General features: G+C 52.0%; 22 protein-coding genes. 14 read left to right on the plus strand and 8 right to left on the minus strand.

Annotation, left to right across the window (positions count from 1 at the left end; translation table 11 throughout):
• Positions 1-122 precede the first annotated feature (122 nt).
• Both AB9F27_RS11620 and AB9F27_RS11625 read left to right on the plus strand, forming a co-directional pair.
• The gene (locus AB9F27_RS11620) at positions 123-1,589 is read left to right on the plus strand and encodes a leucyl aminopeptidase (RefSeq protein ID WP_335585455.1); all 1,467 of its coding nucleotides are present in this window, start codon (positions 123-125) and stop codon (positions 1,587-1,589) included.
• A complete protein-coding gene (locus AB9F27_RS11625) occupies positions 1,589-2,050 on the plus strand; it encodes a DNA polymerase III subunit chi (protein WP_335585454.1) in 462 nt (153 codons plus the stop codon). Before AB9F27_RS11620 ends, AB9F27_RS11625 begins: the two co-directional genes overlap by 1 nt.
• Here AB9F27_RS11625 and AB9F27_RS11630 read toward each other — a convergent pair.
• From AB9F27_RS11630 to AB9F27_RS11640, 3 genes are read right to left on the minus strand one after another with little or no spacing between them, the layout of a single operon-like run.
• A complete protein-coding gene (locus AB9F27_RS11630) occupies positions 2,047-2,631 on the minus strand; it encodes a TIGR02281 family clan AA aspartic protease (RefSeq protein WP_335585453.1) in 585 nt (194 codons plus the stop codon). The two genes, AB9F27_RS11625 and AB9F27_RS11630, sit on opposite strands and share 4 nt — an antisense overlap.
• A gap of 23 nt (positions 2,632-2,654) precedes the next feature.
• Complete coding sequence (locus tag AB9F27_RS11635) at positions 2,655-3,287, minus strand: MarC family protein (protein WP_335585452.1); 633 nt, start codon at positions 3,285-3,287, stop codon at positions 2,655-2,657.
• Positions 3,288-3,289: 2 nt separating this feature from the next.
• The gene (locus AB9F27_RS11640) at positions 3,290-5,143 is read right to left on the minus strand and encodes an ABC-F family ATP-binding cassette domain-containing protein (protein WP_335585451.1); all 1,854 of its coding nucleotides are present in this window, start codon (positions 5,141-5,143) and stop codon (positions 3,290-3,292) included.
• Positions 5,144-5,270: 127 nt separating this feature from the next.
• On the opposite strand from AB9F27_RS11640, the gene ndk reads away from it, so the two are divergent.
• Entirely contained in the window at positions 5,271-5,693 is a 423-nt protein-coding gene (gene ndk, locus AB9F27_RS11645; protein ID WP_335585450.1) for a nucleoside-diphosphate kinase, read from the plus strand.
• 214 nt (positions 5,694-5,907) lie between these two features.
• Here ndk and AB9F27_RS11650 read toward each other — a convergent pair whose 3' ends face one another.
• Together AB9F27_RS11650 and AB9F27_RS11655 are read right to left on the minus strand one after the other, a co-directional pair.
• Positions 5,908-6,243 carry a TfoX/Sxy family DNA transformation protein gene (locus AB9F27_RS11650; protein WP_335585449.1) on the minus strand — a complete coding sequence of 112 codons (336 nt, stop codon included), beginning with the start codon at positions 6,241-6,243 and terminating at the stop codon, positions 5,908-5,910.
• 12 nt (positions 6,244-6,255) lie between these two features.
• Positions 6,256-7,365 carry an AI-2E family transporter gene (locus AB9F27_RS11655; protein ID WP_335585448.1) on the minus strand — a complete coding sequence of 370 codons (1,110 nt, stop codon included), beginning with the start codon at positions 7,363-7,365 and terminating at the stop codon, positions 6,256-6,258.
• Positions 7,366-7,592: 227 nt separating this feature from the next.
• Here AB9F27_RS11655 and AB9F27_RS11660 point away from each other — a divergent pair, with 227 nt between their 5' ends.
• The 6 genes from AB9F27_RS11660 (at position 7,593) to AB9F27_RS11685 (ending at position 15,127) form a co-directional block, all read left to right on the plus strand.
• Complete coding sequence (locus AB9F27_RS11660; RefSeq protein ID WP_335585447.1) at positions 7,593-7,865, plus strand: hypothetical protein; 273 nt, start codon at positions 7,593-7,595, stop codon at positions 7,863-7,865.
• A 2-nt stretch (positions 7,866-7,867) separates the two neighbouring features.
• Positions 7,868-8,329, plus strand: a complete 462-nt coding sequence (locus AB9F27_RS11665; protein WP_335585446.1) for a hypothetical protein — start codon at positions 7,868-7,870, stop codon at positions 8,327-8,329.
• Positions 8,330-8,383: 54 nt separating this feature from the next.
• Positions 8,384-9,748, plus strand: a complete 1,365-nt coding sequence (locus AB9F27_RS11670; RefSeq protein ID WP_335585445.1) for a DUF3300 domain-containing protein — start codon at positions 8,384-8,386, stop codon at positions 9,746-9,748.
• 4 nt (positions 9,749-9,752) lie between these two features.
• Complete coding sequence (locus tag AB9F27_RS11675; protein ID WP_335585444.1) at positions 9,753-10,655, plus strand: DUF2950 family protein; 903 nt, start codon at positions 9,753-9,755, stop codon at positions 10,653-10,655.
• A gap of 182 nt (positions 10,656-10,837) precedes the next feature.
• Positions 10,838-11,989, plus strand: coding sequence for an efflux RND transporter periplasmic adaptor subunit (locus tag AB9F27_RS11680; protein WP_335585443.1), 1,152 nt, complete (start codon positions 10,838-10,840; stop codon positions 11,987-11,989).
• A gap of 3 nt (positions 11,990-11,992) precedes the next feature.
• Complete coding sequence (locus tag AB9F27_RS11685; RefSeq protein WP_335585442.1) at positions 11,993-15,127, plus strand: multidrug efflux RND transporter permease subunit; 3,135 nt, start codon at positions 11,993-11,995, stop codon at positions 15,125-15,127.
• Between the two features lie 461 nt (positions 15,128-15,588).
• Here AB9F27_RS11685 and AB9F27_RS11690 read toward each other — a convergent pair whose 3' ends face one another.
• Positions 15,589-15,858 carry a hypothetical protein gene (locus AB9F27_RS11690; protein WP_369754519.1) on the minus strand — a complete coding sequence of 90 codons (270 nt, stop codon included), beginning with the start codon at positions 15,856-15,858 and terminating at the stop codon, positions 15,589-15,591.
• A 613-nt stretch (positions 15,859-16,471) separates the two neighbouring features.
• On the opposite strand from AB9F27_RS11690, the gene AB9F27_RS11695 reads away from it, so the two are divergent.
• From AB9F27_RS11695 to AB9F27_RS11710, 4 genes are all read left to right on the plus strand, one after another.
• A complete protein-coding gene (locus AB9F27_RS11695; protein ID WP_335585440.1) occupies positions 16,472-17,113 on the plus strand; it encodes a TVP38/TMEM64 family protein in 642 nt (213 codons plus the stop codon).
• A gap of 129 nt (positions 17,114-17,242) precedes the next feature.
• Positions 17,243-18,016: an L-iditol 2-dehydrogenase gene (locus tag AB9F27_RS11700; protein WP_335585439.1), complete on the plus strand. Its 774-nt coding sequence runs from the start codon at positions 17,243-17,245 to the stop codon at positions 18,014-18,016.
• A gap of 178 nt (positions 18,017-18,194) precedes the next feature.
• Positions 18,195-18,569 carry a rhodanese-like domain-containing protein gene (locus AB9F27_RS11705; RefSeq protein WP_335585438.1) on the plus strand — a complete coding sequence of 125 codons (375 nt, stop codon included), beginning with the start codon at positions 18,195-18,197 and terminating at the stop codon, positions 18,567-18,569.
• A gap of 160 nt (positions 18,570-18,729) precedes the next feature.
• Entirely contained in the window at positions 18,730-18,984 is a 255-nt protein-coding gene (locus AB9F27_RS11710) for a GlsB/YeaQ/YmgE family stress response membrane protein (protein ID WP_335585437.1), read from the plus strand.
• Positions 18,985-19,068: 84 nt separating this feature from the next.
• Here the strand turns inward: AB9F27_RS11710 and AB9F27_RS11715 are convergent, their stop codons facing one another.
• Positions 19,069-19,929, minus strand: coding sequence for a c-type cytochrome (locus tag AB9F27_RS11715; protein ID WP_335585436.1), 861 nt, complete (start codon positions 19,927-19,929; stop codon positions 19,069-19,071).
• Between the two features lie 2,176 nt (positions 19,930-22,105).
• Here AB9F27_RS11715 and AB9F27_RS11720 point away from each other — a divergent pair.
• The gene (locus AB9F27_RS11720; protein ID WP_335585435.1) at positions 22,106-22,795 is read left to right on the plus strand and encodes a hypothetical protein; all 690 of its coding nucleotides are present in this window, start codon (positions 22,106-22,108) and stop codon (positions 22,793-22,795) included.
• A 774-nt stretch (positions 22,796-23,569) separates the two neighbouring features.
• On the opposite strand, the gene AB9F27_RS11725 is transcribed toward AB9F27_RS11720, so the two are convergent.
• Positions 23,570-24,127, minus strand: coding sequence for a CIA30 family protein (locus AB9F27_RS11725; protein ID WP_335585434.1), 558 nt, complete (start codon positions 24,125-24,127; stop codon positions 23,570-23,572).
• Between the last annotated feature and the right edge of the window lie 4 nt (positions 24,128-24,131).

Here is a 24,131-nt window from a genome sequence, read left to right on the forward strand (position 1 = left end):
CCCCTCGAAATCTTGGTTGAATTGGGTAAACTTATCGGAATATTGCGCTGGGGAAAACTGCTATCTGGTCATGTCGCCGTTTGGAGGCTACCAATATGGGGACACATTCAAAGGAGTCTCTGATGACCACACCCATTGCCCTGTATTTTGACGACATAAGTTTAGATTCGATCGCAAAACAAACTGGACGCATTGTTGTGTTTTTAGAGCCTCACGGGAGGCTTGATCGTTCATCTCGGCGGATTAACCGTATTACAAAGGGTGCACTTGGACGGTTTATCTTGAGTGATGCTTTTGAAGAAATGAAGGAAGGAATGGGGCTTGATTTGGCCTATCCGTCGGGCATGTTGGCAACTGCCATTCAGGTTATTCGCCTTTCCCGCAATCCAACAATCGAAAATGCACGCAAAGCAGGGGCCACTATCGCCAAGGGCTTAACCAAAGAAAGCACTTTGGTTTGCGCCAATACAATTGGCAAAGCCGCCGAGATATCGTTTGGGCTTGCCTTGCGGTCCTATGATTTTACACCCCATAAAACCAGCGGTGTAAAAGAACGCGGCGAAGTGCGCTTTCAAGTCGGAAAGCCTGAAGATATTGCTGCGAAGGCCGCTCCGTTTGCCGCTCTTGCAGAAGGGGTATTCTTCACCCGCGATTTGGTGAACGAGCCTTCGAATGTTCTGACAACCGATGATTTTGCAGCGCGTTTGGCGGCCATGCAAGACCTCGGTTTAGAGGTGGAAATCCTTGAGGAAGCCGAGCTTGAAAAACTTGGTATGGGCGCGCTCTTGGCCGTTGGGCAGGGCAGCGAAAGCGCTTCTAAAGTTGTTGTTATGCAGTGGAACGGTGGCGGAAAAGAAGCGCCTTTGGCCTTGGTCGGCAAGGGCGTTGTGTTCGATACGGGGGGCATTTCCATCAAGCCCGCCGCGGGCATGGAAGACATGACAATGGACATGGGTGGTGCGGGTGTTGTTGCGGGCGTTATGCGCAGCCTCGCGCTTCGTAATGCCAAAGCAAATGTCGTGGGGCTCGTTGGAATCGTTGAGAATATGCCCGACGGCAAGGCCATGCGTCCGGGCGATGTTGTGACCTCGATGAAAGGCGACACGATTGAGGTTTTGAACACGGACGCGGAAGGGCGTCTCGTTTTGTGCGACGTGATGTGGTATGCGCAGGAACGGTTTAATCCCTCAGGGATGATCGATCTGGCGACGCTGACGGGTGCAATTATTGTTGGGTTGGGCCATGACAACGCGGGCGTGTTTTCCAATAATGACAAATTCTGTGATCGCTTCCTCAAGGCGGCGCGCACTGAGAATGAAGGCGCATGGCGGATGCCCCTTGGCGCCAGCTATGACAAGCTTTTGAAATCCCCGATTGCCGACATGAAAAATATTGGTGGACGCGCGGCAGGATCGATCACGGCGGCGCAGTTCCTTCAACGGTTTGTCCAAAAGAAAACGCCATGGATACATCTCGATATCGCGGGTGTGGCTCATATTAAAACCGGCACAGATCTTGCACCGGGCGGGGCAACTGGATGGGGTGTTGTTGCCATCGACCGCCTAATTCGCGATCGTTTTGAGGACTGATGGGACAGGTCTATTTCTATCACGTCACCCAAAGTCCCATTATTGCAACGCTGACAACCCTGCTTGAAAAATCGCTTCAGGCAGGGTGGCGTGTCGCTGTGCGCGGGGTCGATGCGGGATCTCTGGCACAAATCGATGATGCTTTGTGGCGCAACCCGCGTGACGGATTTTTGCCGCACGGCCTTGCGGGTGGCCCACATGATGCCGACCAGCCGGTATTGTTGACCACTAAATCGGAGATCCTTAACGGCGCGACCTGTTTGATTTCCCTCGAAGGGGCGACGCTTTCACCCGAGGAAATTTCTGCATCCGAACGGGCCTGTGTTTTGTTTGACGGGACCGACCCCGAGTCCGTTGACCGCGCGCGCGCGCAATGGAAAACCCTGACGTCTGAGGGGGCGAAGGCGATTTATTGGTCAGAAGAAACGGGCTCTTGGGTAAAAAAGGCCGAGAGCTCCTAACGGCGCAAAATCATTCTGTCGCCAGCGATTTCAATGCTGCTCATTTGGCTCAGATAGGACATCCCCAAAAGGGATATATTGAGGTCGCCTTGATTTACATATGCGGCGATTCTGGGCGTTTTGATCCCATTAAACTCAATATCCGCCAATTGGACCCGCGCGGTTTTTACAACGCCATTTGCGGTATTTGCTGTGCCGAAAAACTGTAGGTCGTTTACTTCAATTCCCAGTTTTTGGGCGTCAGTTTGGCTCAAAACAATGTCAGTGGCTCCCGTATCTACAAGGAATTCGACTCGAGTATTCGAGATTGTGAGTTCGGCGTAAAAATGGCCATCGCGGTGGCGCACGAGTGTGATGATTTCACCGTCGCCGTCCTGAAAGGATGACTGCGTCGCGTGGTCGGATTTGATGTTTTCCCAGAGGCCGTAAGCGGCGACGAACCCGACGAAAATCAGGCCCCAAAGCGCGCCCTGTTGTAGAGTTTTTCCCATGGATTGGCGGTTTTGGACAAAGAACCAACTGGCAATGACAGTGCCAAGAAGAACCAAGTAGATCAATCGTCCTGTGTCGTCTCCGCTCATGAAAACCTCTTTAGTTCAATGGATTAAAGGGCAGACTGAATGAAGCCCTGTATGCCGTCTAGTATGAATTGAATGGCGAGTGCTCCCAATAGCATCCCAAGAAGACGTGTTACAACGTTGATCCCCGTTGGCCCTAAAATGCGCTCAAAAGGGCTTGCTGCAAAGAAGAGCGCAAGGGCACACAGCAGCACCGCAAACATGGTGAGCAAAATTCCGATCAAGCCGATTGTGCCCTCGGAATGGCCGACAAGCAGGATCATAGTCGCGATGGACCCAGGCCCTGCAATCAGAGGGGTTGCGAGGGGGAAAACCGAGGGGTCGTCGAAATCTTCCTCGCTTGTCGCTTCGGCGGCTTGGTCGCCACGGCGTTTTGAGCGGCGATCAAACAGCATATCAAGCGCAGTTAGGAACAAAAGAGCGCCGCCCGCTATGCGGAAAGCGTCCATTGAAATGCCGATAAATCCCAGAACGGTTTCGCCGAGAAGTCCAAACAGAGTGAGCAAAACGGCCGCGGTTGCCACGGAACGCACCGCTATTGCGCGGCGGCGATGTTGGGACATCCCTTGGGTCATCGCCACAAAAAGCGGCATCAATCCAATCGGATCAATGATCACGAAAAGGGTCGCGAATGCCGGAATTAAGATCGTAAAATCCAAACTTAACCTTCTGCTTTTTCAAGCCTCTCTAGCGATTTCATCCACATGGCTTCGGCACGATCCGTCGCGTCACGTACTTCGCCGTATTTCTTTTGCCAAACCTCGGCTTCACCCGATTTACCTTCTTCATAGATAGACGGATCGGCAAGTTTCTTGGCAAGACGATCACCCATATCGTTGAGTTTTGCGACTCTTTGTTCACAAACTTTCACGTCGGCGCGCAGCGCTTTCATCTGATCCCCAGTTGGACGTTTGCTCTTGGCGGCAACTTTTGGGCTGCGTGCCTTTTTGGGGGCATCGCTCGTGAGTAGCAACTTGCGATAGGCTTCCAGATCGTCCTCGAACGGATGCACGGTGCCATCTTTTACAAGCCACAACCGATCCGCGACCAGCGAGAGGAGGTGCATGTCGTGCGACACCAAAATAACGGCCCCTGTATAGGCGGTGAGCGCCTCAACGAGCGCTTCGCGGCTTTCGATATCAAGGTGGTTGGTGGGCTCATCGAGGATGAGGAGATGCGGTGCGTCGATTGTTGCCAAGAGGAGCGAAAGCCGCGCTTTTTGGCCGCCAGAAAGCCGACCTACAAGGGTGTCGGCCTGATCTGCCCCAAGGCCGAAGCCTGCGAGCCGCGCACGGTGACGGGCGGGCAATTCTTTGGGGCGCACCCGACGCAAGTGGTCGAGCGGATTTTCATCCACATGGAGTTCGTCGACTTGGTGCTGGGCAAAATATCCGATCCGCAGCTTATTGTGCGAATTCATCCGACCACTCATGGTTTCCAAACGGCCTGAAAGCAGTTTCGACAGGGTCGATTTCCCTTCGCCGTTTTTCCCAAGCAGCGCGATGCGGTCGTCTTGGTCAATCCGCAGGTCGAGGCCTTTCAGGATCACCTTGTCGCCATAGCCCACGCTTGCGCTTTCCATATTAATAATCGGTGGTGACAACTCTTCTGGCTCAGGAAACGAGAACCGTTTGAGCGCGGATTCGCTCGGTGTGTTGATTGGCGTCATTTTTGCGAGCATTTTTACGCGGCTTTGGGCCTGAGTCGCTTTAGAAGCTTTCGCCTTAAAGCGGTCAACAAAGCTCTGAAGGTGGGCGCGGCGGGCGTCTTGCTTCTTAGATTCGGAGGCCGCAGCGGCCAATTTCGCGGCGCGTTGTTCGGCGAATTTGTCGTATGGCACCTGATAGAATGTCAGTTTCTTGTCTTCAAGATGCAGGATCGAACCAACCGCCCGATTGAGCAACCCACGGTCGTGCGACACGATCAAAACGGTATGCGGATATTTGCCCAAATAGTTCTCAAGCCACAAAGCGCCCTCAAGATCGAGGTAGTTTGTCGGCTCATCGAGGAGCAATAAATCGGGTTTTGAAAACAGCACGGCCGCAAGAGCGACCCGCATGCGCCAACCGCCCGAGAAATCCGAACAGGGGCGTTTTTGGGCCTCGGAATCAAAGCCAAGACCCTTAAGAATCTGGGCTGCGCGGGCTTCGGCACTCCATGCGTCAATGTCGGTTAGACGGGTCTGCACTTCGGCAATCCGGTGGGGGTCGGTGGCGGTATCGGCTTCCGCCATCAAGGAGGCGCGTTCGGTATCGGCGGCCAAAACGGTATCAATCAAGGACACTTCGTTTGACGGCACTTCCTGTGAAATACCGCCCATGCGCGCGCCTTTGGGCATCGTGATGGAACCGGTTTCCAACACCAATTCCCCCCAGATGAGGCGGAAAAGAGTCGTCTTCCCCGTGCCATTACGACCCACGATGCCAACTTTGTGGCCATCAGGAATCGTAACAGATGTGTTCTGCAGGAGCGGGCGGCCATTGACCGAATAAGATATATCAGAAATTTTCAACATGGGCGGGGTTTGCCCCATTGTGAGGGCGCGGTCAATCGCCGCTTTTCAACCGAGCAAGGGCATGCTAGCAGAGCGGCGATATTTTCGCGGGCTTTTGCCTGATTGTCCAACCCGATAGGAGCCCATCATGGCTGTTCAACGCACTTTCTCGATCATCAAACCAGACGCTACAAAACGCAACCTTACAGGCGCAATTGCAGCAAAATTCGAAGAAGCTGGCCTGCGCATCGTTGCATCCAAGCGCATTCAAATGACACTTGCTCAAGCAGAAACATTCTATGGCGTACACTCCGAGCGTCCTTTCTTTGGCGAACTTTGTGAATTCATGATCTCCGAGCCAATTGTTGTTCAAGTTCTTGAAGGCGAAGACGCAATCGCGAAAAACCGCGAAGTTATGGGCGCAACTAACCCAGCAGACGCAGCAGCCGGCACAATCCGCAAAGAATTCGCACTTTCAATTGGCGAAAACTCGGTTCACGGTTCCGACGCTCCAGAAACAGCAGCAGAAGAAATCGCGTTCTTCTTCTCTGGCCTTGAATTGGTTGGCTAAGCCTTTTTAGGTTTACCAAAGGAAAGCCCGCGCCTTAACTGGTGCGGGCTTTTTGCGTTTTGGGGAACAGGGGCAGAAACGCTGGATTAACCTTTGGCGAAGTCTGATTAAGCGCTGAGGTGAAACGATATTCAGTGCAAACGTCCGATTTAGCCACGGCGGTTGATTGAGGCCTAGATCAACAAGCTGATTGCGCTTGAAAATGCGCGGGCGTCTATTTCTTTGCGCGGACCCCGATTTCGTCGAGAATTTTTTCGATCCCGGCCAATGGCGCGGCCTGTGTGCTATCTTTTATCTGATCGAACCGCACCCTAAGCGCTTCTTTCTCGGCACCTTTACAGTCATTCCATGGACGCCCCTGAAGACCCATCACCAGAGCGTAATAGCCAATGAAATGCGGACGCGTGCCTGCCGTGACGAGTTTGCGATAGGTCGCATCCGGCCCAAGCTCGCGCACCTGCTCGGCGGAGTGAATTCCGGCCCGCGCAAAAAGGTCTACCGAGGCTGGCCCAATATTGCGAATGATTGAAACGGGTTCGTTCTGTGACACTTAAAGGTTCCGTTAATCGTTGGCGACGGGGAGCGCCGTTGCCTTAGTGTTTGCGTCAGGGGCCATGTCGCGGATGGTTTGCCAAACGGTTGTGAAAAGCCCCGCCAAAACCGGCCCTAAGACAAGGCCAACCGCGCCAAATGCCACCAGCCCGCCCAAAGTTCCGATCAAAATCTGAATGTTGTGGATTTGCGCGTCCCGCCCAACAAGGATCGGACGCAGGAAATTATCAATCGTCCCGACAACAAGGAACGCCCATAGCCCAAGCGCAATGGCCGGACCCGTTTCCCCCTCAACACCCAAATATATCGCCCCCGTGAGCACAACTGCGGTCGGGCCGAGCGCAGGAATGATGGAGACAATTGCCATCACAACGGCCCAGAAAACGGGCGCACTAATTCCGGCAACCCAGAAGCCTAGGCCACCGAGGGCCCCTTGGGCGATGCCAATTAAAAGCGTGCCTTTCAGGGTTGCGCGGCTGACGGAAATAATTCGTTCGTTGAGCGCAGCTTGGAGGGGGAGGGGGAGGGTTGAATACGCCAAAACCTGCGAAATAATGGAGGTTTTCATTTGGAGGAAATAAAACATGGAGTAGATAAACACAAAAAGGTGCAGAAAAAAGAAGGCGGTTCCTTTTGTAAGCGCTCCCAAAACGCTGGCGAAATACGTTGCGAAAGTTACAACCAATTCCTGAATTTTCGCACGAATTTGGGGCAAAGCATCTTCAAGGTCGCTTTGAAAGGGAACCCAGTCGGGAATCTCAAAATGCGGCGGATTCTTTGCAATGGTTTGATAGAGACCCACAGCCCCCGTCGTGAGAGACGAGGCTTGCTCGGCTGCCATAAACGCGACGCCGATCAGCGGGGTAATGATCGATGCAAGTAATACGAGCAGTGTCACGACGGTCGCGGGGCCGCGCCGATTTCCCAGGTGTCTCAGCACGAAATTATACAAAGGTTCCGACATCTCGGCGACAATTGCTGCCATGATGAGAGAGACCAAAAACGGACGTGCGACGTCCAAGTAAAGAAATGTAACGATAACCGTCAAAACAACGACAGGTATCCATTGTTGCGCGCTGGATTGGGTGAAACGAATGTTGCTTGGGCGGTCAGTGTCCAATCGTCTTCCCCTTTTTTGCGACGCGTAAAGAATCCATTCTCCGAAATAATCCTATACTTTAGAGGGGGCGATGTTAAACTCTTTTGTGCACGGGGGATTGAATGAAATTTATTTAACGATTGTAATTGGCTGGGGGGCTTTGTTGCGGAAAAACGCGTGCAGTTTTTCGCGCAATTATGGCTAACAGGATGGCTGCGGAACCAAGAAAATGAACAGGAGCACAAGCTATGGCGACGAAAGCGGAACTCGAGGCGGAGCTGGCTCAACTTCGAAAGGCGTTAAGCGAAATCAAGAACGTGACCTCGCAAGAGGACGTTCAAACGGACACTGCAGCAGCCCAAGCCGACTCGTCTGGGCTGTTTGAAGAGGGCGAGTTTGCGGGGCTGGTCCATCAAGCATTGGAAGACCTCGAAACACTGCCGCACCGCAAGCCAGTCCTGACAGCGTTGGGAATATTTTTCGTTGGCTATCTGTTCGGACGTTCTGGGCATAGGGGGTAGTTATGAGCCGTATTAGCAGGAATATAACAATCATTTTACGTGCTGAGCGCCTGATGGCGCAACGGCGCATGGCGGTTTTGCGGCGTCAAACCGTGATGATGGTGATGGCAGGGATTGCCGCGGGTCTTGGCATAGTCATGCTAAATGGCGCCGCGTATTTTGAACTAGCGACCCAAGTGTCAAAGCCGATGGCGGCCTTGATCGTGGCGTTTGCCAACTTCCTCGTGGCGGGTCTCTTTGTGTCCATTGCCAATCACCAAAACGCAGATGCCGACGTCGCAAGCGTTGCCGAAGTGCGGGATTTGGCTCTTGAAGATTTGGAAGCAGAAATTCAAGATGCGACCCAAGAAGCAAAACTCCTCGCTCAAAGTGTGCGCTCTATGGCGCGCGATCCATTTGCGATGTTTGCACCGGGTTTACTCAATGGCGTTGTTGCAGCCTTGTTAAAGGCGTTGAAAAAATAGGGTCCTAATCTGTGGCTTCTAGGAGCCAAAGTTTAGCAGTAAAGGAATTAACAAATGAAACATTTAACACTCAAAGCTGCGATTTTAGGGTCCGTTTTGTTTTTACCGAGCGTTGCAGGCGCTCAGACCAGCGCCACGGAGGCGGCAGAAACGACCGCGGTCGCGGCCACAGAAGAAGCGCTCTTAACCGCTGAAGAGCTACAAACACTCGTTGGCCCCGTCGCGCTGTATCCAGACACGTTGTTGATCCAAATATTGGTTGCGGCGACGTTCCCGCTTGATGTGATGAAGGCGGATCGGCTGATTAAAGACAACGAAGGTGTCGAACCTGAAGCGTTGAAGGAAACCATTGATGCGCAAGGCTGGGACGAAAGCGTTGCTGTTTTGGCTGCGGCCTTCCCAGATGTTTTGGCCGATATGGCCGAGCATGTCGATTGGACGGATACCATAGGCACAGCAATGCTGGCCCAAAGTGACGACGTTATGGTCGCCGTCCAAAACCGGCGCGAAGTGGCGAATGCCAGCGGTGTTTTGGTGTCAGGGGACGAGCAAACAGTTGAGGTTACGAAGGGGGCGAGCGGCGAGGAAGCCATCGTCATTCAACCCACCGACCCCGAAATTGTCTATGTGCCTCAATATGATTCAAATGTTGTTTATGTGCAGGAAAGTAACAGCACAAACGACGTCCTGACCGCAGGTTTGATCGGATTCGGTTCATATTTAGTGTTGGATGCAATTTTCGACAATAACGACCCTTGGAACGATTACTGGGGATGTCGCAACTGTGGTGGTTGGGGCGGTGGGCCGATTTATCGAAATCCGAATATTGATATCGGCGTTGATGGAAATGTGAATATTGGCAACAAAATTGGGAATAATAACGGTAACAACCTTGGCAAAAATAATGGGGATAGAAACCGTGCGGGCAATGTTGGCGGTTGGCAGCCCGACGAGCGCCGCAAAAAAGATGCTCAGAAGAAGATAACTAATAAACGCGGCCCGAATGGCGCCACAACCTTGCCTGCGAAAACGCCCAATCGGGGCGACGACATGCGGGCCAACCTCGCGAAGTCGACGGGAACGAAAGACATTTCAAAAGTTCAGAAGCCCCGTGATGCCGTTGCCAAGTCCAAACGGCCGGCTGGAGCAGCTAAGGTCGGAACCGCAAATAAAAAGGCGGCGGTAAACCGGACGGGGGCACCTCCCACGAGAGACGGTGCCAAGGCAAAAGCTGGTGGCGCAAACAAGGCAAAGGCAACGAAGAAAAAGGCGGCGATACAAAAGCCAAAGGCAGCAAAAAAGCCAAGAGCCAAACCCGCAGCAAAGAAAAACACAGCCATGAAAAAACGGCCGTCCTCTCACAGTGCTAAATCAGGTAAGGCTCGTGGTAAGGCTGCTAGTGGCGGAAGAAGGAGATAAGAGCATGAAACACAATCTTAAAATGAGCATCTCAGGTTTCGCGTTTTTGGCGTCAACTCTTCCGACTTTTGCCGCAGACGGACCTGCAACCTATGCCACTCCGCAAGATGCGCTCGAGGCATTTGTCGCCGCTCTCGGGAACCGCGAAGCTGTGCTTGAGGTTTTTGGCACCGATGCGACGGATGTCTTAGTGTCTGGTGATGCCCAAGAAGATGCTGAAAACCGCGCCGAAATCGAAGCGCTGATTCAAGAAGGGTACCGCTTCCAACTTGACGAAGAAAACCGTGTAACGTTGCTTTTGGGAGCCGAGGCTTGGCCGTTTCCAATCCCATTGGCCAAAACGGATACAGCGTGGGCTTTTGATATTGAGGCGGGGCGTGACGAAGTGTTTTACCGCAGCATTGGCCTGAATGAACTTGAAACGATCGATATGATTGAAGCGTATGTCGAGCTTCAGTTGGCCTATCGCCTTGTTGATCACGACGCGGACGGGGTGTTGGAATTTGCCGCCTCTATTCTCTCAAGCGACGGCGCGCGGGACGGGTTGGTTTGGGCTGATGAAGACAGCCCGCTTGGCGAACGCATCGCATTGGCATCGTTAGATGGCTTTTCGGATGGCGAAACTGATCAAGAAGCCGAGCCATTCGGCGGCTACTATTATCGTGTGCTTCAGGGGCAGGGCGCGTCCGCTCCGGGAGGCGCGCTTGACTATATCGTCGGTGGCAACATGATCGCGGGCCACGCGCTTTTAGCGGTCCCTGCGACCTATAATGAAACCGGTGTTCACAGCTTCATCGTCTCGGAAAACGGGCGCGTCTTTGCGGCGGATTTGGGGGAAAACAGCCTTGATGTCGCCCTTGAAATTCTGACGTATAATCCGGACACCGCTTGGAGCCCTGTGGAATAATCTGTCTAAAAGCCTCAAGGCTTCTATAATCTTGTGGCTGCTTTAGAGACAAAAACTTCAGGAGCCGCCACAAAATAGCGTGGGGCTCCTTTACAAATTTACGACAGGTACGGAGACGTGCCTAAAAATTGTTTCTTACACTTCGTGGGGAAATAAAATTGAACTCATGGGGTAGGGTACGCATGAAACTCACAGGCCAATCGTTTTTCCAAGCAATCACTTTTGGGGCCGCACTTTTTGCGTCATCACAGGTCAGTGTTGCCCAAGAAGCGCCCTCCGGGCCGATGGTTTCGATTGCCGTAGCGCATACCGAGGGGTTAGTTTTGGAAGCTACCTTTATCGGGCGTGGCAAAGCGATTGATAAGGTTGATATTGTCGCGCGCGTTAGTGGATTTCTGCAGGATTTCTTGGTTAAAAACGGCGCAGATGTCAAAAAAGGTGAAGTCCTGTTTAAGATTGAACCTGGAACTTATGCTGCCAACCTTGCCGCGCGCAAGGCGGATAAGGCTTCTGCCGTTGCCCAACTTAAACTGGCGCAAATCGAACTTGATCGAAAGTCGGAATTGTTGCGGCGTGAGTCTGGCACCGTCGCGGATCGTGATATCGCGCAGGCAAATTTTCAGGTCGCCGAAGCCAATATCGAAATTGCGGATGCGACGATTCAGTTGGCAGAACTTGACCTAAGTTATACCAGTGTCGCCGCGCCTTTTGATGGGCGGATTGGCCGCGCGAACCCAAGTGTGGGCGAATTGGTTGGCCCGACGACGGCGCCCTTGGTCACCCTCATTCGCACCGCACCAATTTACGTCGAGTTCTCGCTCACCGAAAAGCAGTTGGTGAACTTTTTGCAGGTTCATGACGCTTCGCTTGAAAACCTTGCCAATGGCTCAAAAGCGCTGGATGTATTTGTTTCCCTGCCAAATGGGACGCAGCTTGAGGAGGTTGGCCACATCGTTTTTGCCGACAATCGGATTGATCCCGAAACCGGAACGGTGAGTTTGGATGTCGAATTTCCCAATGATAATGGCCTGATTTTTGATGGATCTTTTGTGAGTTTACGTATCGAAGATAACGCGCCAACCGATGCACTCCTTATCCCCCAAGCCGCCGTTCAGCGCGATCAGCGCGGCGATTTCGTCTTGGTGGTTGGGGCCGAGCAAACCGTCGAGCAACGTTACGTGACTTTAGGTCGTCAAGACGGGGTTTCGGTTGTCGTCGACGACGGTCTTGTCGAAGGTGAAGCCGTCATTATCGAGGGCCTACAGCGCGTGCGCCCAGGGGTTGAAGTCAATGCCATACTCGCGGGCAGTGCAACCTCCGCAGAAGGGAACTAAAGCGTGTTTTCTTCTATTTTCGTCGCACGCCCCAAAATGGCGATCGTTATTTCCTTGGTGTTAACCATCATGGGCGTCATCGGGTATTTCGCCCTTCCGGTTGAACAATACCCCTCCATTACCCCGCCCGTCGTCAAGGTGAGCGCCAATTATACAGGCGCAAACGCGGAGACCGTCGAAAGCACGGTTGCTGCGGTTATTGAAGCCCAAGTGAACGGCGTGGATGACATGATTTATATGTCCTCCGACAGTACGGACACAGGCTCGTATTCGCTCTCGGTCACATTCAAAGTTGGAACCGATCCCGATCTTGCTGCCGTCAATGTGCAAAATCGTGTTGCACAAGCGATGTCCTCTTTGCCCGCTGAAGTTACAAATTCGGGGGTGGTCACGCAGAAAGCCTCGACCAATATGTTGCTTTTGGTGACACTTCTGTCGCCCAATGGGACCTACGACGAGGTGTTCCTGTCGAACTATGCGGCGATCAACCTTCGGGACGCGTTGGCGCGGGTGAGTGGGGTGGGCGAAGCCACCATCATGACCAATTTCGAGTATGCGATGCGCATGTGGATGGACCCAAATCGCATGGCCAGCCTTGGCATTGCGCCCAGCGATCTCATTGCGGCAATTCGTGAGCAGAACCTCGAAGTATCCGCCGGTCAAATCGGATCAAGCCCTGTCCCAACGGGCCAACAATTCCAATATACCATCGTGTCCAGAGGGCGCCTCACGACGGTTCAAGAGTTTGAAAACATTGTTCTGCGCACGGGCGAGGCGGGCAGTATTGTCTTGATGAAAGACGTGGCGCGCGTGGAATTAGGCGCGGGATATTACAGCGCATCGGGCCTGTATTCGGGCCAAGCCTCAACCGTTTTGGCAATTTACCAAGCGCCAGGAGCCAATTCGCTGAAGGTTGCGGAGGGGGTTTCGCTGGAGCTTGAGCGGCTTGCTCAAGCGTTTCCCGACGATATCGTCTATGACGTTCCCTTTGATTCTACACGATTTGTACAGCAATCTTTGGATGACGTTTTAACGACACTGATGCAAACATTCGTCATTGTTATGGCTGTTGTGTTCTTCTTTTTGGGCAGTGCGCGCGCGACACTTATTCCGGCGATTGCGATCCCTGTTTCCTTGATTGGCGCCTTTGCGTTTATGCTCATGTTTGGCATGTCGCTCAATACAATCTCGCTTTTCGCTTTGGTGCTCGCCATCGGGATTGTGGTTGATGACGCAATCATCGTGGTTGAAGCCGTTGAATCCATTATGGAAAAAGAGGGCCTGAGTGCCCCCGACGCCACACGCAAGGCCATGGGGCAAATCACGGGGCCTATTATTGCGACGACCCTCGTTTTGCTCGCGGTTTTCGTGCCCGTGACGTTTATGCCGGGCATTACGGGGCGTTTGTATTCTCAGTTTGCGACAACGATTTCTGTGGCTGTGGTGATTTCCTCGATCAATGCGCTCACACTTTCGCCCGCTTTGTGTTCGATCATTTTGAAAAAACGCGACGGCCCTTCAAAAGGCGTTCTTGCCCTTTTTGACAAGGGCATCGGGTTTGTACGCGGTGGGTACGTGGGCATCGTAAGCCGCCTTGTGCGTGTTCCGTTGATCGGCCTCGCAATCGTTGCGGCGGTTATTTTTGGCTCTGGTGGTTTGCTCAAATCCCTTCCTGCAGGGTTCCTTCCCATCGAAGACAACGGCTATTTGTTTGTTGATATCCAACTTCCGGACGCAGCATCGCTTGAGCGCACAGAAGCCGTTACGGAACGTTTCGACGCGAAAATACGGGAAATCCCCGGAGTTTCGTCAACAGTAAACGTGAACGGATTCAGCCTGTTGAATGGCGGTGGATCGAATGGCGCGATGATTGTGACCAATTTGGAGTCGTGGAATGACCGCACGACAGAAGCCCTCAGCGCGAACGGCGTTTTGAGCGAAATTCAAGCCCTCGCCAGTCAGGAAATTGGCGCTAGTATTATTGCGTTCAATCCGCCAGCGATTTCTGGTCTTGGCATGAGTGCAGGTGTCGAAATGAAGGTGCAGCAAACGGGGGGCGGGACGACCCAAGAACTATCTGCGGCCCTTGGCTCCCTCGTTTATGCCGCCAATCAACGTCCCGAAATTGCACAGGCCTATACGACCTTCCGTGCCAATGTTCCGAAGGTCTATGTGGATTTGGACCGTGAAAAGGCCAAATCCCTCGGGGTTTCGGTCGCAGATGTTTTCTCCACGCTTCAGGCCTATATGGGGTCGTTTTATGTGAATGATTTCAATCTGTTCGGGCGCGTTTATCGGGTGATGATCCAAGCTGAAGGCGAATATCGCAACAAGATCGAGGATCTTGACGCTCTATATGTGCGGTCGCAAACGGGCGCGATGGTTCCGATGGGTGCGCTGATTACCATATCTAATGAGCTCGGCCCTGTGGCGCTCAATCGCTATAATATGTTCCGCTCCGCAACTGTGACCGCAATCCCCGCTGAAGGGCTTTCTACGGGCGATGCGATCCGCGTGCTGCAAGAAGAGGCGGTGAATGCGCTGCCACCGGGGTATTCCCACGAGTGGACGGGTATTGCGCAACAACAGCTCGACGCGGGTGGTTTGGTCGTGGTTATTTTGATCTTGGCGATTGTCTTTGGCTATCTGTTTCTCGTTGCACAATATGAGAGTTGGAGTCTGCCGGTTGGCATCCTTCTGTCGGTGACTGTGGCACTGTTTGGGGCCTTGTTGGCGGTTCAATTCACAGGAGGGGACGTCAACCTATATACCCAAATCGGGATGATTATGTTAATCGGACTCGCCTCCAAAAACGCGATTTTGATCGTGGAGTTCGCGATCGTGCAACGCCACAATGGCATGACCATCCGCGAAGCCGCAGTTGAGGCCACATCAAAACGGTTCCGCGCAGTTATGATGACGGCCTTGTCTTTCCTTTTGGGGGTCGTTCCGCTTGTTGTTGCCAGTGGCGCAGGAGCCGCGAGCCAGCAAGCCATCGGGATTGCAGTGTTTGGAGGGATGCTTTTGGCGACAGTTCTTGGGGTTATACTCGTGCCAGTGTTGTTTGTTGTCCTGCAAAGTCTGCGTGAGTGGTTCAAGGGGTTAACGACAAAAGGGGCCAAGCAAACGGACAGCTAAACCTTTGCCCGCTTTCAATACATCAAGAGGGCGGGCAAATATTACACTTATGCCCGCCGCTAGCCTTAAGTCGGCGTCTTGATGCGAAATGGGTATGCTTTTCGCCATTAGGGCGCTCGCGCGTACAATCTGTCGGCAAGGAAACTACCAATTTTGGCTGCTATCTCCATTGTCAATCCGGTGTATGCATCCCATTCAGCATCGAGGCTCGGTGGTGCATTTGGGAACAACACACCGCCTTCGCGTCCTAAATAATCCCGTGCAACTTTGGCGTTTGAGGTCGCGACATCCTAATATAATTTCAATCTTTCCGCGGGGCAAAATACTTTCCCACCTAGAAAGGTCAGTTTTTTTTCCGAAAATTGTCCCAGAAAAATGAAATAGAGGGTGAATTTGGACCGATACGTCGCTTGGTTGGCATCGCGCTAAGAAAGGCTTCCGTTGTGGTCGCCAAAGAGTACCTAATCATCGCTAAAGTTAATTCCAATTTCGTCAAAAGACATTTTCACAACGGTTAGGTGCCCGTTGCCTATGTCAAAAAACGCAATCAAAATATTGTCCGCTTCAAACACACGCGCCCATTGCGAAAGTTTATCATTGTAATCGGACCAACTTTGACGCGCTTTTAAGTATTCTGTGCGGTCAATAACTTCGCCGCCGTTTTTCTTGTTTTCTTTAAGTGCTGCATCTATCAAATGGTCCTGTCTGCGTAGGAAAATTGTTGGAAACACGTCGAAGCCTGAAAAGGGCTCCGCATTTTCTCATGGAGAGTGGCGAAAGAGGTTTCCGAGCAGTTGATGCGCTTCGTACCAAGAAACCTTCAACGGTTGTCGTAGCTGTTTTGGGCAGCCCTCCGTGTAATAATAGCTTTGGCATCCAAGCTCGTCCTTGATTATTGAAACTGCGCAAACGTTGGTTCTGTTGGAACACTGGATGCTGGGGAACAGATATTTTTTCATTGAAATGATCAATTTAGTCGGTGGAAAGATTTTAGTGTGAAACCCGCCACATAAGTGCGCCAAATTTCAAGCAGTGCTCGCTGCCAGATGCTTAAGGGGGCATTTCCGTGTTTTTCCGAGGAGGACAATCTTCATGGGGAGACCCTTGGATAGAAGGTACTCGTTTTGGGAAACCACTGGTAAGATGTGAGCCATAAGTTGCTGCCAAAACGAGGGCCAAACCTGAGTGGTTAGATGATTGACGCGGGGTGACGCAAATTCGGGCTGGCTTCCGCTGGGAATTTTTCGCGCAGAGAGAGTTTATCGTATCGTGCTATTTTGTCTAATTTGCTAGTAATAGGACGATACCTCTCGTTTGGGGGCAGCTTTGGAGAATCTCTTCCCTTTGTCTAGGAAAACCACCCTCATTCTTTTGATCTTGGCCACCGCTTTTCTATGCGCGCTGCTGGTGTATTTTGTTGGTTTGAACCTTCCATCACCCGAAGAGTTGACAATTTGGCTGCGTGGTCTTGGTGCATGGGGACCGTTTGCGATTATCGGTCTGATGATACTGCACAGTTTCATCCCTTTCCCCGCCGAGATTTTGGCCATTTGCGCTGGAGCTGTCTACGGAACACTTGTTGGTAGCGCGCTGGTTTGGGCTGGGGCGATGTTAGGGGGGTTGCTGGCTTTTTATCTTTCTCGACTGCTGGGGCGGGATGTTGTCCACGCGTGGTTGTCGCCTAGCCAAGCTAACACGCTAGACCGCTGGGCGCAGGATCAGGGCACGTTCACCTTGCTCATCAGTCGCTTTATTCCGGTGATCTCCTTTAACCTTGTGAACTATGCAGCAGGCCTCACAGGTGTTCGTGTTTGGACCTTCGTTTGGACCAGTGCTGTGGGAATTCTCCCAATGACGGTGATGTCGACATATTTAGGGTCACAAATGAAAACAATGGACTGGCCAATACTTTTGATTGTTTCGACCACGGGGATTTTTGTCGTCATTCTGGGGCACAGCTTCGCAAAGTCGAGGAAATGGATTTAGCAAAGTGGAGAAAAAATGACACGTCTGCCCTTTGCGATACACCGATAAATTACCTCTACTATTGAGCGGAACTTCTGCTAAGTTCACCCCCGAAACGGCATCACGCGCCCCATAGGAAAGCTGAATGATATGAACCGACTAGAGGGAAAATCCGCCATGATCACAGGGGCGGCGCGGGGGCTGGGGCTTGGCTTTGCCAAGGCGTACCTTGCTGAAGGCGCAACCGTCGCCATTGCTGATATCAACTTGGAGGCGGCCACGCAAGCAGCGGCCAATCTTGGGCCCGCAGCCTATGCGGTCGAAATTGACGTGACCCAGCAGAGTAGCATCGATGCGGCGATTGAGGCTGTGGTCTCGCGGGCAGGGAAGCTGGATATTCTTGTGAATAACGCGGCGCTTTTTGATGCGGCGCGCACGGTGGATATCACGCGGGCGAGTTATGAAAAGCTTTATGCGGTGAATGTCGCGGGCACGTTGTTTACGATGCAAGCGGCCGCGCGCCAAATGGTCAAACAGGGGCACGGTGGCAAGATCATCAACATGGCGTCACAGGCGGGGCGGCGGGGCGAGCCACTTGTCGCGGTCTATTGTTCAACCAAAGCGGCAGTGATTTCGCTAACGCAATCAGCGGGGCTTGATCTTATCAAGGATGGGATCAACGTTAACGCCATTGCGCCGGGAGTTGTGGACGGTGAGCATTGGAAACACGTCGACGCGATGTTCGCCAAGCTTGAAGGCAAACCGCTGGGCCAGAAAAAAGCAGAGGTGGCTGCGAGTGTTCCTGCGGGGCGCTTTGCGGTGCCCGCAGATTTGGCGGGAATGGCGGTGTTTTTGGCGTCTTCCGATGCAGACTATATTGTTTCGCAAACCTACAACGTCGATGGCGGTCAATGGATGAGTTGAAATTCATGCGCTAGATGCGCGTGTAAACGAGGCGCCTTGCCGCCAGTCCATCTCGCAGCGGGCGTTTACCCCTTGAACTCTGGAATGATGAAGGTCAGCATCTTATACTATTCGAAGGGTCGACTAAATTGATACCCGAGAACGTGTGACACCCCACATAGAATAAAGGATTTTAAGAATGAAAACTGCACAGGACTATCTGGACGAAGCAAATGCAGTCGTCCCAAAAATTACTGTCGAAGAAGGCATTGCAAAGCATAGAACTGGCAATTCTGTATTTGTCGATGTGCGTGACAGCGCGGATATCGCGGCGTCAGGCACCATCGCCGGAGCGGAAATGGTTAAGCGCGGGATGATTGAATTTCTAGCTGACGACTCTCATGCATTGCACAATCCAGCCCTCAAAAAGGACGCCGATATTGTTCTTGTATGTGGTGTCGGTGGACAGGCCGCGCTCAGTGGCAAGACGTTGAAGGATATGGGTTTTAAGAACGTTTCAAACGTTGGTGGTTTTTCATCATGGAAAGACGCCGGCGGACCAGTCGAAGGCTAGTCGATGAATGTGTGAACCGATTGGGGGGCTCAGGTCCCTCGATTGGTCTGATTTTTTGTGACGAGGGGCGTGTCTGTGATCCCGTGGGGGGGAGAATTCTCCCACTTGGCGAGAGCACGCATCTTTGGTCGAATTTTGGGTTATCGTAAGGGGAATAATCATGCAGTTTGAAAGTATTATCGTCATGTTGGTGGTCGGCGCTCTCGCTGGCTGGTTGTCTGGCCGGATTATGAAGGGGCGAGGCTTTGGGGTTGTTGGCAATATTATCGTGGGTGTCGTCGGGGCGTTTTTGGCTGGAATAATTTTTCCCGCACTTGGGGTTTCGGTTGGCGGTGGCTTCATTGCTTCGATCATTTACGCGACCATTGGGTCCGTAATCCTGCTCTTCGTCATTGGTTTGGTTAAACGCGCTTAGTTCGAAGAACGCACCGGTTATTCGGTGATCGCGTAGGCCGTGCTTGAACTGAAAACTAACTTTCAGTTCAAGCACTCAGCCCCTTTATTCGCCGTCGGGCAGCGGCGGCATTGCCCGCAAGTATAGAACAATCGCGGCCAAATCGTCGTCCGTCATATTGGCGAGATAGGGATAGGGCATCGGTGGCATCATTTGGGTGCCGTCTGGCTGTTGCCCATTCCGAATTATTGTGCCCAACTCGGCATCATTATACTTGCTGAGGCCTGTCGGAGTGATATTGGCCGCAATCGATGTGCCCCACGGCCCATGGAAAGCAAATCCGCCAGCCCCGAGATGGGTCTCAAACATCGGCCCCTGCGGGCCAAAAGATGTATGGCATTCAACGCAATGCGCGATAGGGCCAGCAAGATACGCTCCGTATTCGACAGTCTTGCCCTGCGGGATTGCGGGTACAGATTCAATCGGCGGCCCATAGGCGGGAGGGAGCGGAATATTGTACTCACTCACTCCAGGGTCGTTATCAACAGCGGGCACCTGACGCAGATACAGGATAATGCTCATGAGATCGTCATCGGATAAACCACGATAGAGCCCCATAGGCATTGGTGGCCCAATCACGCTTCCATCGGGACGAATGCCTTCACGAATGGCCTTGGCCAACTCGATATCCGACCAATCTCCAACACGCCCCCCGGGTGTAATATTCGGTGCGATGGCAGTGAAGTTTTCGTTTTTATCAACGAGCATTCCAGCAAGCGCCATATCAGGAAGCGGTCCGTCGGGCCCTTGGGGCGTATGGCAATTGCCGCAAGCAGACGGGCCTTCAACCAAATACGTGCCCCGCTCCAGCGAGGGTTCTGCAAAAGCCGCCCCCGTGGTGAAAGCCACAATAGCTGCTGCCATATGGACAGTAGAATGAATTTTATAGGGTTCTAATCTGATCATTGAAGTGGCCTCCATTGTCACAGTGCATTGGACAACATAACCGAAAATTTGATTCTCTCAAAGACTTTGAATCGAAGGGGCTTTGAGATCGATCAAGAGGTGTAGGCAATTCGAGCGAACTGAAACTTCGGGCATAATTGGGGGGGCAGCGCAGGCGAAAACAATCTGTGGCAATTGAATTTCACTTTCAGGGATCGTAGGGAGCGATTTTTTGCCCTCCGTACTCAGATTTTTACAAACAGTAACGCCGCTTTTTCATGCAGCATATTCAGGGCACCGCGTACTGTGTTTTAGGCAATGGATTTTGGTGCCATTTTCGGAAACTTAGGCCGGTTTCTTTGGGAAATAAACGGGCCACCCTGCGCTCCGATGCAATGGCAATCTTGGCCCGATCCGACAGTGAATTGGGATTGTTCGGCTGCGCGTGAAACGCATCCACAACCCGCCGCAGATGCTGCTGTTTCTTCTCTACACGGTATGTCCGTTGTTAACCCGTATTCGCAGATAACTGATGCGTAAAAGCGAGGAATGGCGGTACTGGAGGCAGTTCTAGCTGATCTGGGCGATAAGAACTTAATAAAACGGCGGCTAAAAAGTACAGACGACTAAGAGACACACTCACACCCAAGTTTCAAAAACAGCACCTGACATATCTCCATATTGACGAAATCGCGACTCTCATTGTCTTACTTTCGAATGGGGCAGATGATGAAAAAACTTGCCCGCGTGTTGGAAGGATACGAGGGAAAAAAGAAGGTTAAGACAATAGCTTACAAAAACTGGGAGCGGGAACTTTCCATGGCCTCCATCAAATGGATGGATTTTGACCTGAGGTCCAAGTTTCCTCCAGCTTTGCGCGGAGCCCTTGTGGCCAAAAAATTGGCCTTAAGCAGCCATCTTGTCCATGAACCCTCTCCGAATTTCATCGGTGTCCCGTTGGCTAGAGCTGAATGTGGTCTGCGCCAGTTATACTCCTCCTGCTACTCTTCAAGCGTTTCACGGGCATCGCGCAATGTGCCAAAAAGTGTCCCAATCAGGCATTCGTCCCCCAGCTTACCGTTCTCGTCGTCAAGTGCCCGTAATCGCTTCGCATAGGACAGTTCTATCCCGCCGCACTTGGGTTTATTTTTGTAAAATGTCGCTGGGCTGCTTCTGGGCCAATGCCTTGCATTAACCTGCCAGCCAATGAATACCGTGCCGCCGACATAGGTCCGTCCTTTTGTTGCGCGATCGCGGGCTGAAAATATGGGCTGGGATGTTTGAAGTCACTTTTGTCTCATTTGTTGCGTCCCAAGCTCAAATCTAAAAGGACGCAGGTTGCTTCGTAGGCAAGCTGCTGCCAATCGGCGGAATTCTCGTCGAATTCCACCCCGAGGCGCTTTACTTCATCCAGAGCGGGAGTCTGTGCAGCATCTCTGTTGCGCAGAAATAGAGGCTCTCTCAAAGTTTCTTATAGTGCAAAATTCCGCTGAAGGGCCATTTTGGCTTCGGTGAGGGACCGTTCAGGAGCGATGACACGTGCTTGATCGGATGCTGAGGTTTCAAATTGCAACAGGTCTGACAATACGCGCTCCATAACTCTCACTTCCGTCTCTTTCGCACCTTTCACGTAGCTAAAAGCGGGGGGGGCTGAGTGAGGGACGTGAAAGGACGGGCCGGCACCTCGGCCTCGCTAACCACATGCGCACGGAGCGCAAAAACTAAAAACGAGATTGGATTGTTTTTTGAAAAAAACTTCGGAATGCGACGCCAAAAATGGAAAGAAGAGCCTCTAAATTCCAAATATTGGTATACTTTCTGCTGTGCCATTACTCCGACTCCGTGTTGTTTGTGTCAGAGAATGTGTGCAAAAACGCGACAAACGCCCCGTGCGGATCGCTTTATCGTTTATTATCAACGTCTTAATGGGAGTGTTGGCTCCGACGGTAGGGATCTGGGCCATCGTCAATGTCGTTGTAAGTCATTGAAAAGTAAAGATATGATCGTAACGTAACCGTGGGTGATGCCGCGGTATGATGTAGCACTTTAAAGCGGATGCAAATTGGTGACGCAACTAAGGTTCCTGAGTTGGCTTTTGACACTGCTTAAAAGGTCCAAGACGATGCCCGTAAATATGGTATCAAATCCAAAACCACAGTCCTGTCGTTGCGCAGGCTAGCGTAAGGAATTAATTCTTTTGAAAGTCGCCTCATCGTTCCTTGTTCTAATTTATTGGGTCAGCAGTTGGTTTCCTGTGTCGGCGGGCAGATGGGCGGTTTTTACTGTTGCTGGCTGTATCCTTGGACTAATTGCCGCGCTGCTCGCCCAAAAATCCCTTGAGGAACACCGATGGCCAGCAAAAGTGTTCTCGGTACTGGCATTCCTGCTCCTAATAGGCGGGACATATTTTGCATTTATGACAAGTGCGGTTGGAACGCCAGCGGTCGGTTTTATCGTGCTATTTTTCACATTAGGGGGTGTGGGTTATCTGCTGATGATCCGTACTGTTTTCGCGCTCGGGCAAACCAATCGGATGTCTCATGGCGCAGGGTTCGCCGTTCTTTTCCTTCTTGCCACTTGGTCTTGGGCTTCAGCGTTGGGCATGTATTTCCACGTCGGGGCAGCCAATGACACTACCGCTGCATGTATTCTTGTGCCCAAACCCAATAATTACGACACCGAACTGAACTCCGTATGGGAAATGCGCCTTCCCGAGTTCGCGACGAGCAGAACAGGTCCGACAGGAACGACAATTCTGGATTACCATGCCATTCTTGTCACGTCCTCTCGCGGACAAGCAGAGCTCTACAACTGGTCAAAAAAAAGGATGCGCTTTGAAATTCTTAACCTTGAACGCAATCCATATCTCCCAACAGAATGCCCATAGATCTGGTAGGTATGGGCTTATTCTGTTGAAAAACTCTTCTTGATTTGAGAACGTTTTGCTGCTTCAATTTCCTTGTAGATATGAGGGATTGATTGCGGTTTTGGTGCCAAAGCTGGAGACACAAAGCGCCCTATTCTAGGACTTCTCGATTGAGGTCATGTTCCATCCGACCACGTATTGAGGGCAATAGGTGGCGTCATTGTTTTATCCAGTGTTCGCCAACATCTGTCCGAGTTTTTTCGTTCGACTGAACGACCTTCGGTTGATCCAGAACTAATGATGCGCATGTTGTTGGTCGGATACCACAGTGCTTGCAGCGTTTCTCAACTGTTGGGTGAGGGGGTAACCCTAAGATGCGCTTGGTGGATGCCCGTAGCATGCTCAAACCGATTGCCGGGACGGGCGGGAACCGGACTTTTTTCATTTGGCGAGAAGTCGAATTTTGGTAGCCCTATTTTCAAGACAAGTCCTTTGGGTGCCTTAAACGGGCCTTAAAGCTTTGAACTGCCAACTCGGTAGAAAACTGGACGCCTTCTATCTCACTATCAGACACCGTTATTTTGCTCGCACCGGCGGTGTCATTAACAACAATCGAGAACGCTGCGACTTTGGTCTGGTCTAAATCGTTCCGTTTGAGGCCAATGACTTGGCCACCGTTTGTCTCGTTCGGTTGTGACCAACCGACCTCAAGTTGCTCACCTCGCTAAAAGAACAGCATATTTTCTAGCTGCAAAAATCAGAGTTGAGACCATTGACGAATGACGCAATGAAAGCTCAGTAAAAACCGATTTCTTTTATGTCGACGTCTGCTTCGTGGTCTCGCCCAAAGGCCACGACGCCAATGGATTTCAAGCTGCTTGCCCGAGGGACAGCGCGAAGAAAGCTACCAGATGGTTTGAAGTCGGTGAAAGGCAGCATGACTTCTTTCCAATCGTTGCTGACATCAAAACCGGCTTGATAGTATTGCCACGGAAGGCGTGTTCCAGAAGTGCGAAGATGGACAAAGTACTCTTGATTATTGCCGCGCACGACGAGCCTCACGCCCTTGGCATCCTCTGGCGCTCCATCCGGTAGTTCCATGCGGATTTGGATGAAACCCCCGTTGTTTTCAGTGCTCACATTTCCAGTCATATGTGCGTGGACATCATCGTTCTCTGCAACAAACGACGCCTGCCCAAGGGAAACTCCGCCCATGACGCCATCCGTGAAAAATCCCCATCTTGTCTCTGGCTGTGACTTGAAATCTTCCAAAACGGTATCTCCTGCCGTGGCCATCATGGGCGCAAAAAACACAAAGAATGCGACGGTATAACGTTTAAAGAAATGATTCATATTG

It is taken from the genome of Falsihalocynthiibacter sp. CO-5D18 (assembly GCF_041205445.1).
Lineage (GTDB): Bacteria > Pseudomonadota > Alphaproteobacteria > Rhodobacterales > Rhodobacteraceae > Falsihalocynthiibacter > Falsihalocynthiibacter arcticus.

Coding starts and splice junctions, on each gene's coding strand:
- AB9F27_RS11620 (WP_335585455.1), top strand. CDS start 123: ATGACCACACCCATTGCCCTGTATTTTGACGACATAAGTTTAGATTCG.
- AB9F27_RS11625 (WP_335585454.1), top strand. CDS start 1,589: ATGGGACAGGTCTATTTCTATCACGTCACCCAAAGTCCCATTATTGCA.
- AB9F27_RS11630 (WP_335585453.1), bottom strand. CDS start 2,631: ATGAGCGGAGACGACACAGGACGATTGATCTACTTGGTTCTTCTTGGC.
- AB9F27_RS11640 (WP_335585451.1), bottom strand. CDS start 5,143: ATGTTGAAAATTTCTGATATATCTTATTCGGTCAATGGCCGCCCGCTC.
- ndk (WP_335585450.1), top strand. CDS start 5,271: ATGGCTGTTCAACGCACTTTCTCGATCATCAAACCAGACGCTACAAAA.
- AB9F27_RS11660 (WP_335585447.1), top strand. CDS start 7,593: ATGGCGACGAAAGCGGAACTCGAGGCGGAGCTGGCTCAACTTCGAAAG.
- AB9F27_RS11665 (WP_335585446.1), top strand. CDS start 7,868: ATGAGCCGTATTAGCAGGAATATAACAATCATTTTACGTGCTGAGCGC.
- AB9F27_RS11670 (WP_335585445.1), top strand. CDS start 8,384: ATGAAACATTTAACACTCAAAGCTGCGATTTTAGGGTCCGTTTTGTTT.
- AB9F27_RS11675 (WP_335585444.1), top strand. CDS start 9,753: ATGAAACACAATCTTAAAATGAGCATCTCAGGTTTCGCGTTTTTGGCG.
- AB9F27_RS11680 (WP_335585443.1), top strand. CDS start 10,838: ATGAAACTCACAGGCCAATCGTTTTTCCAAGCAATCACTTTTGGGGCC.
- AB9F27_RS11700 (WP_335585439.1), top strand. CDS start 17,243: ATGAACCGACTAGAGGGAAAATCCGCCATGATCACAGGGGCGGCGCGG.
- AB9F27_RS11705 (WP_335585438.1), top strand. CDS start 18,195: ATGAAAACTGCACAGGACTATCTGGACGAAGCAAATGCAGTCGTCCCA.
- AB9F27_RS11710 (WP_335585437.1), top strand. CDS start 18,730: ATGCAGTTTGAAAGTATTATCGTCATGTTGGTGGTCGGCGCTCTCGCT.
- AB9F27_RS11715 (WP_335585436.1), bottom strand. CDS start 19,929: ATGATCAGATTAGAACCCTATAAAATTCATTCTACTGTCCATATGGCA.
- AB9F27_RS11725 (WP_335585434.1), bottom strand. CDS start 24,127: ATGAATCATTTCTTTAAACGTTATACCGTCGCATTCTTTGTGTTTTTT.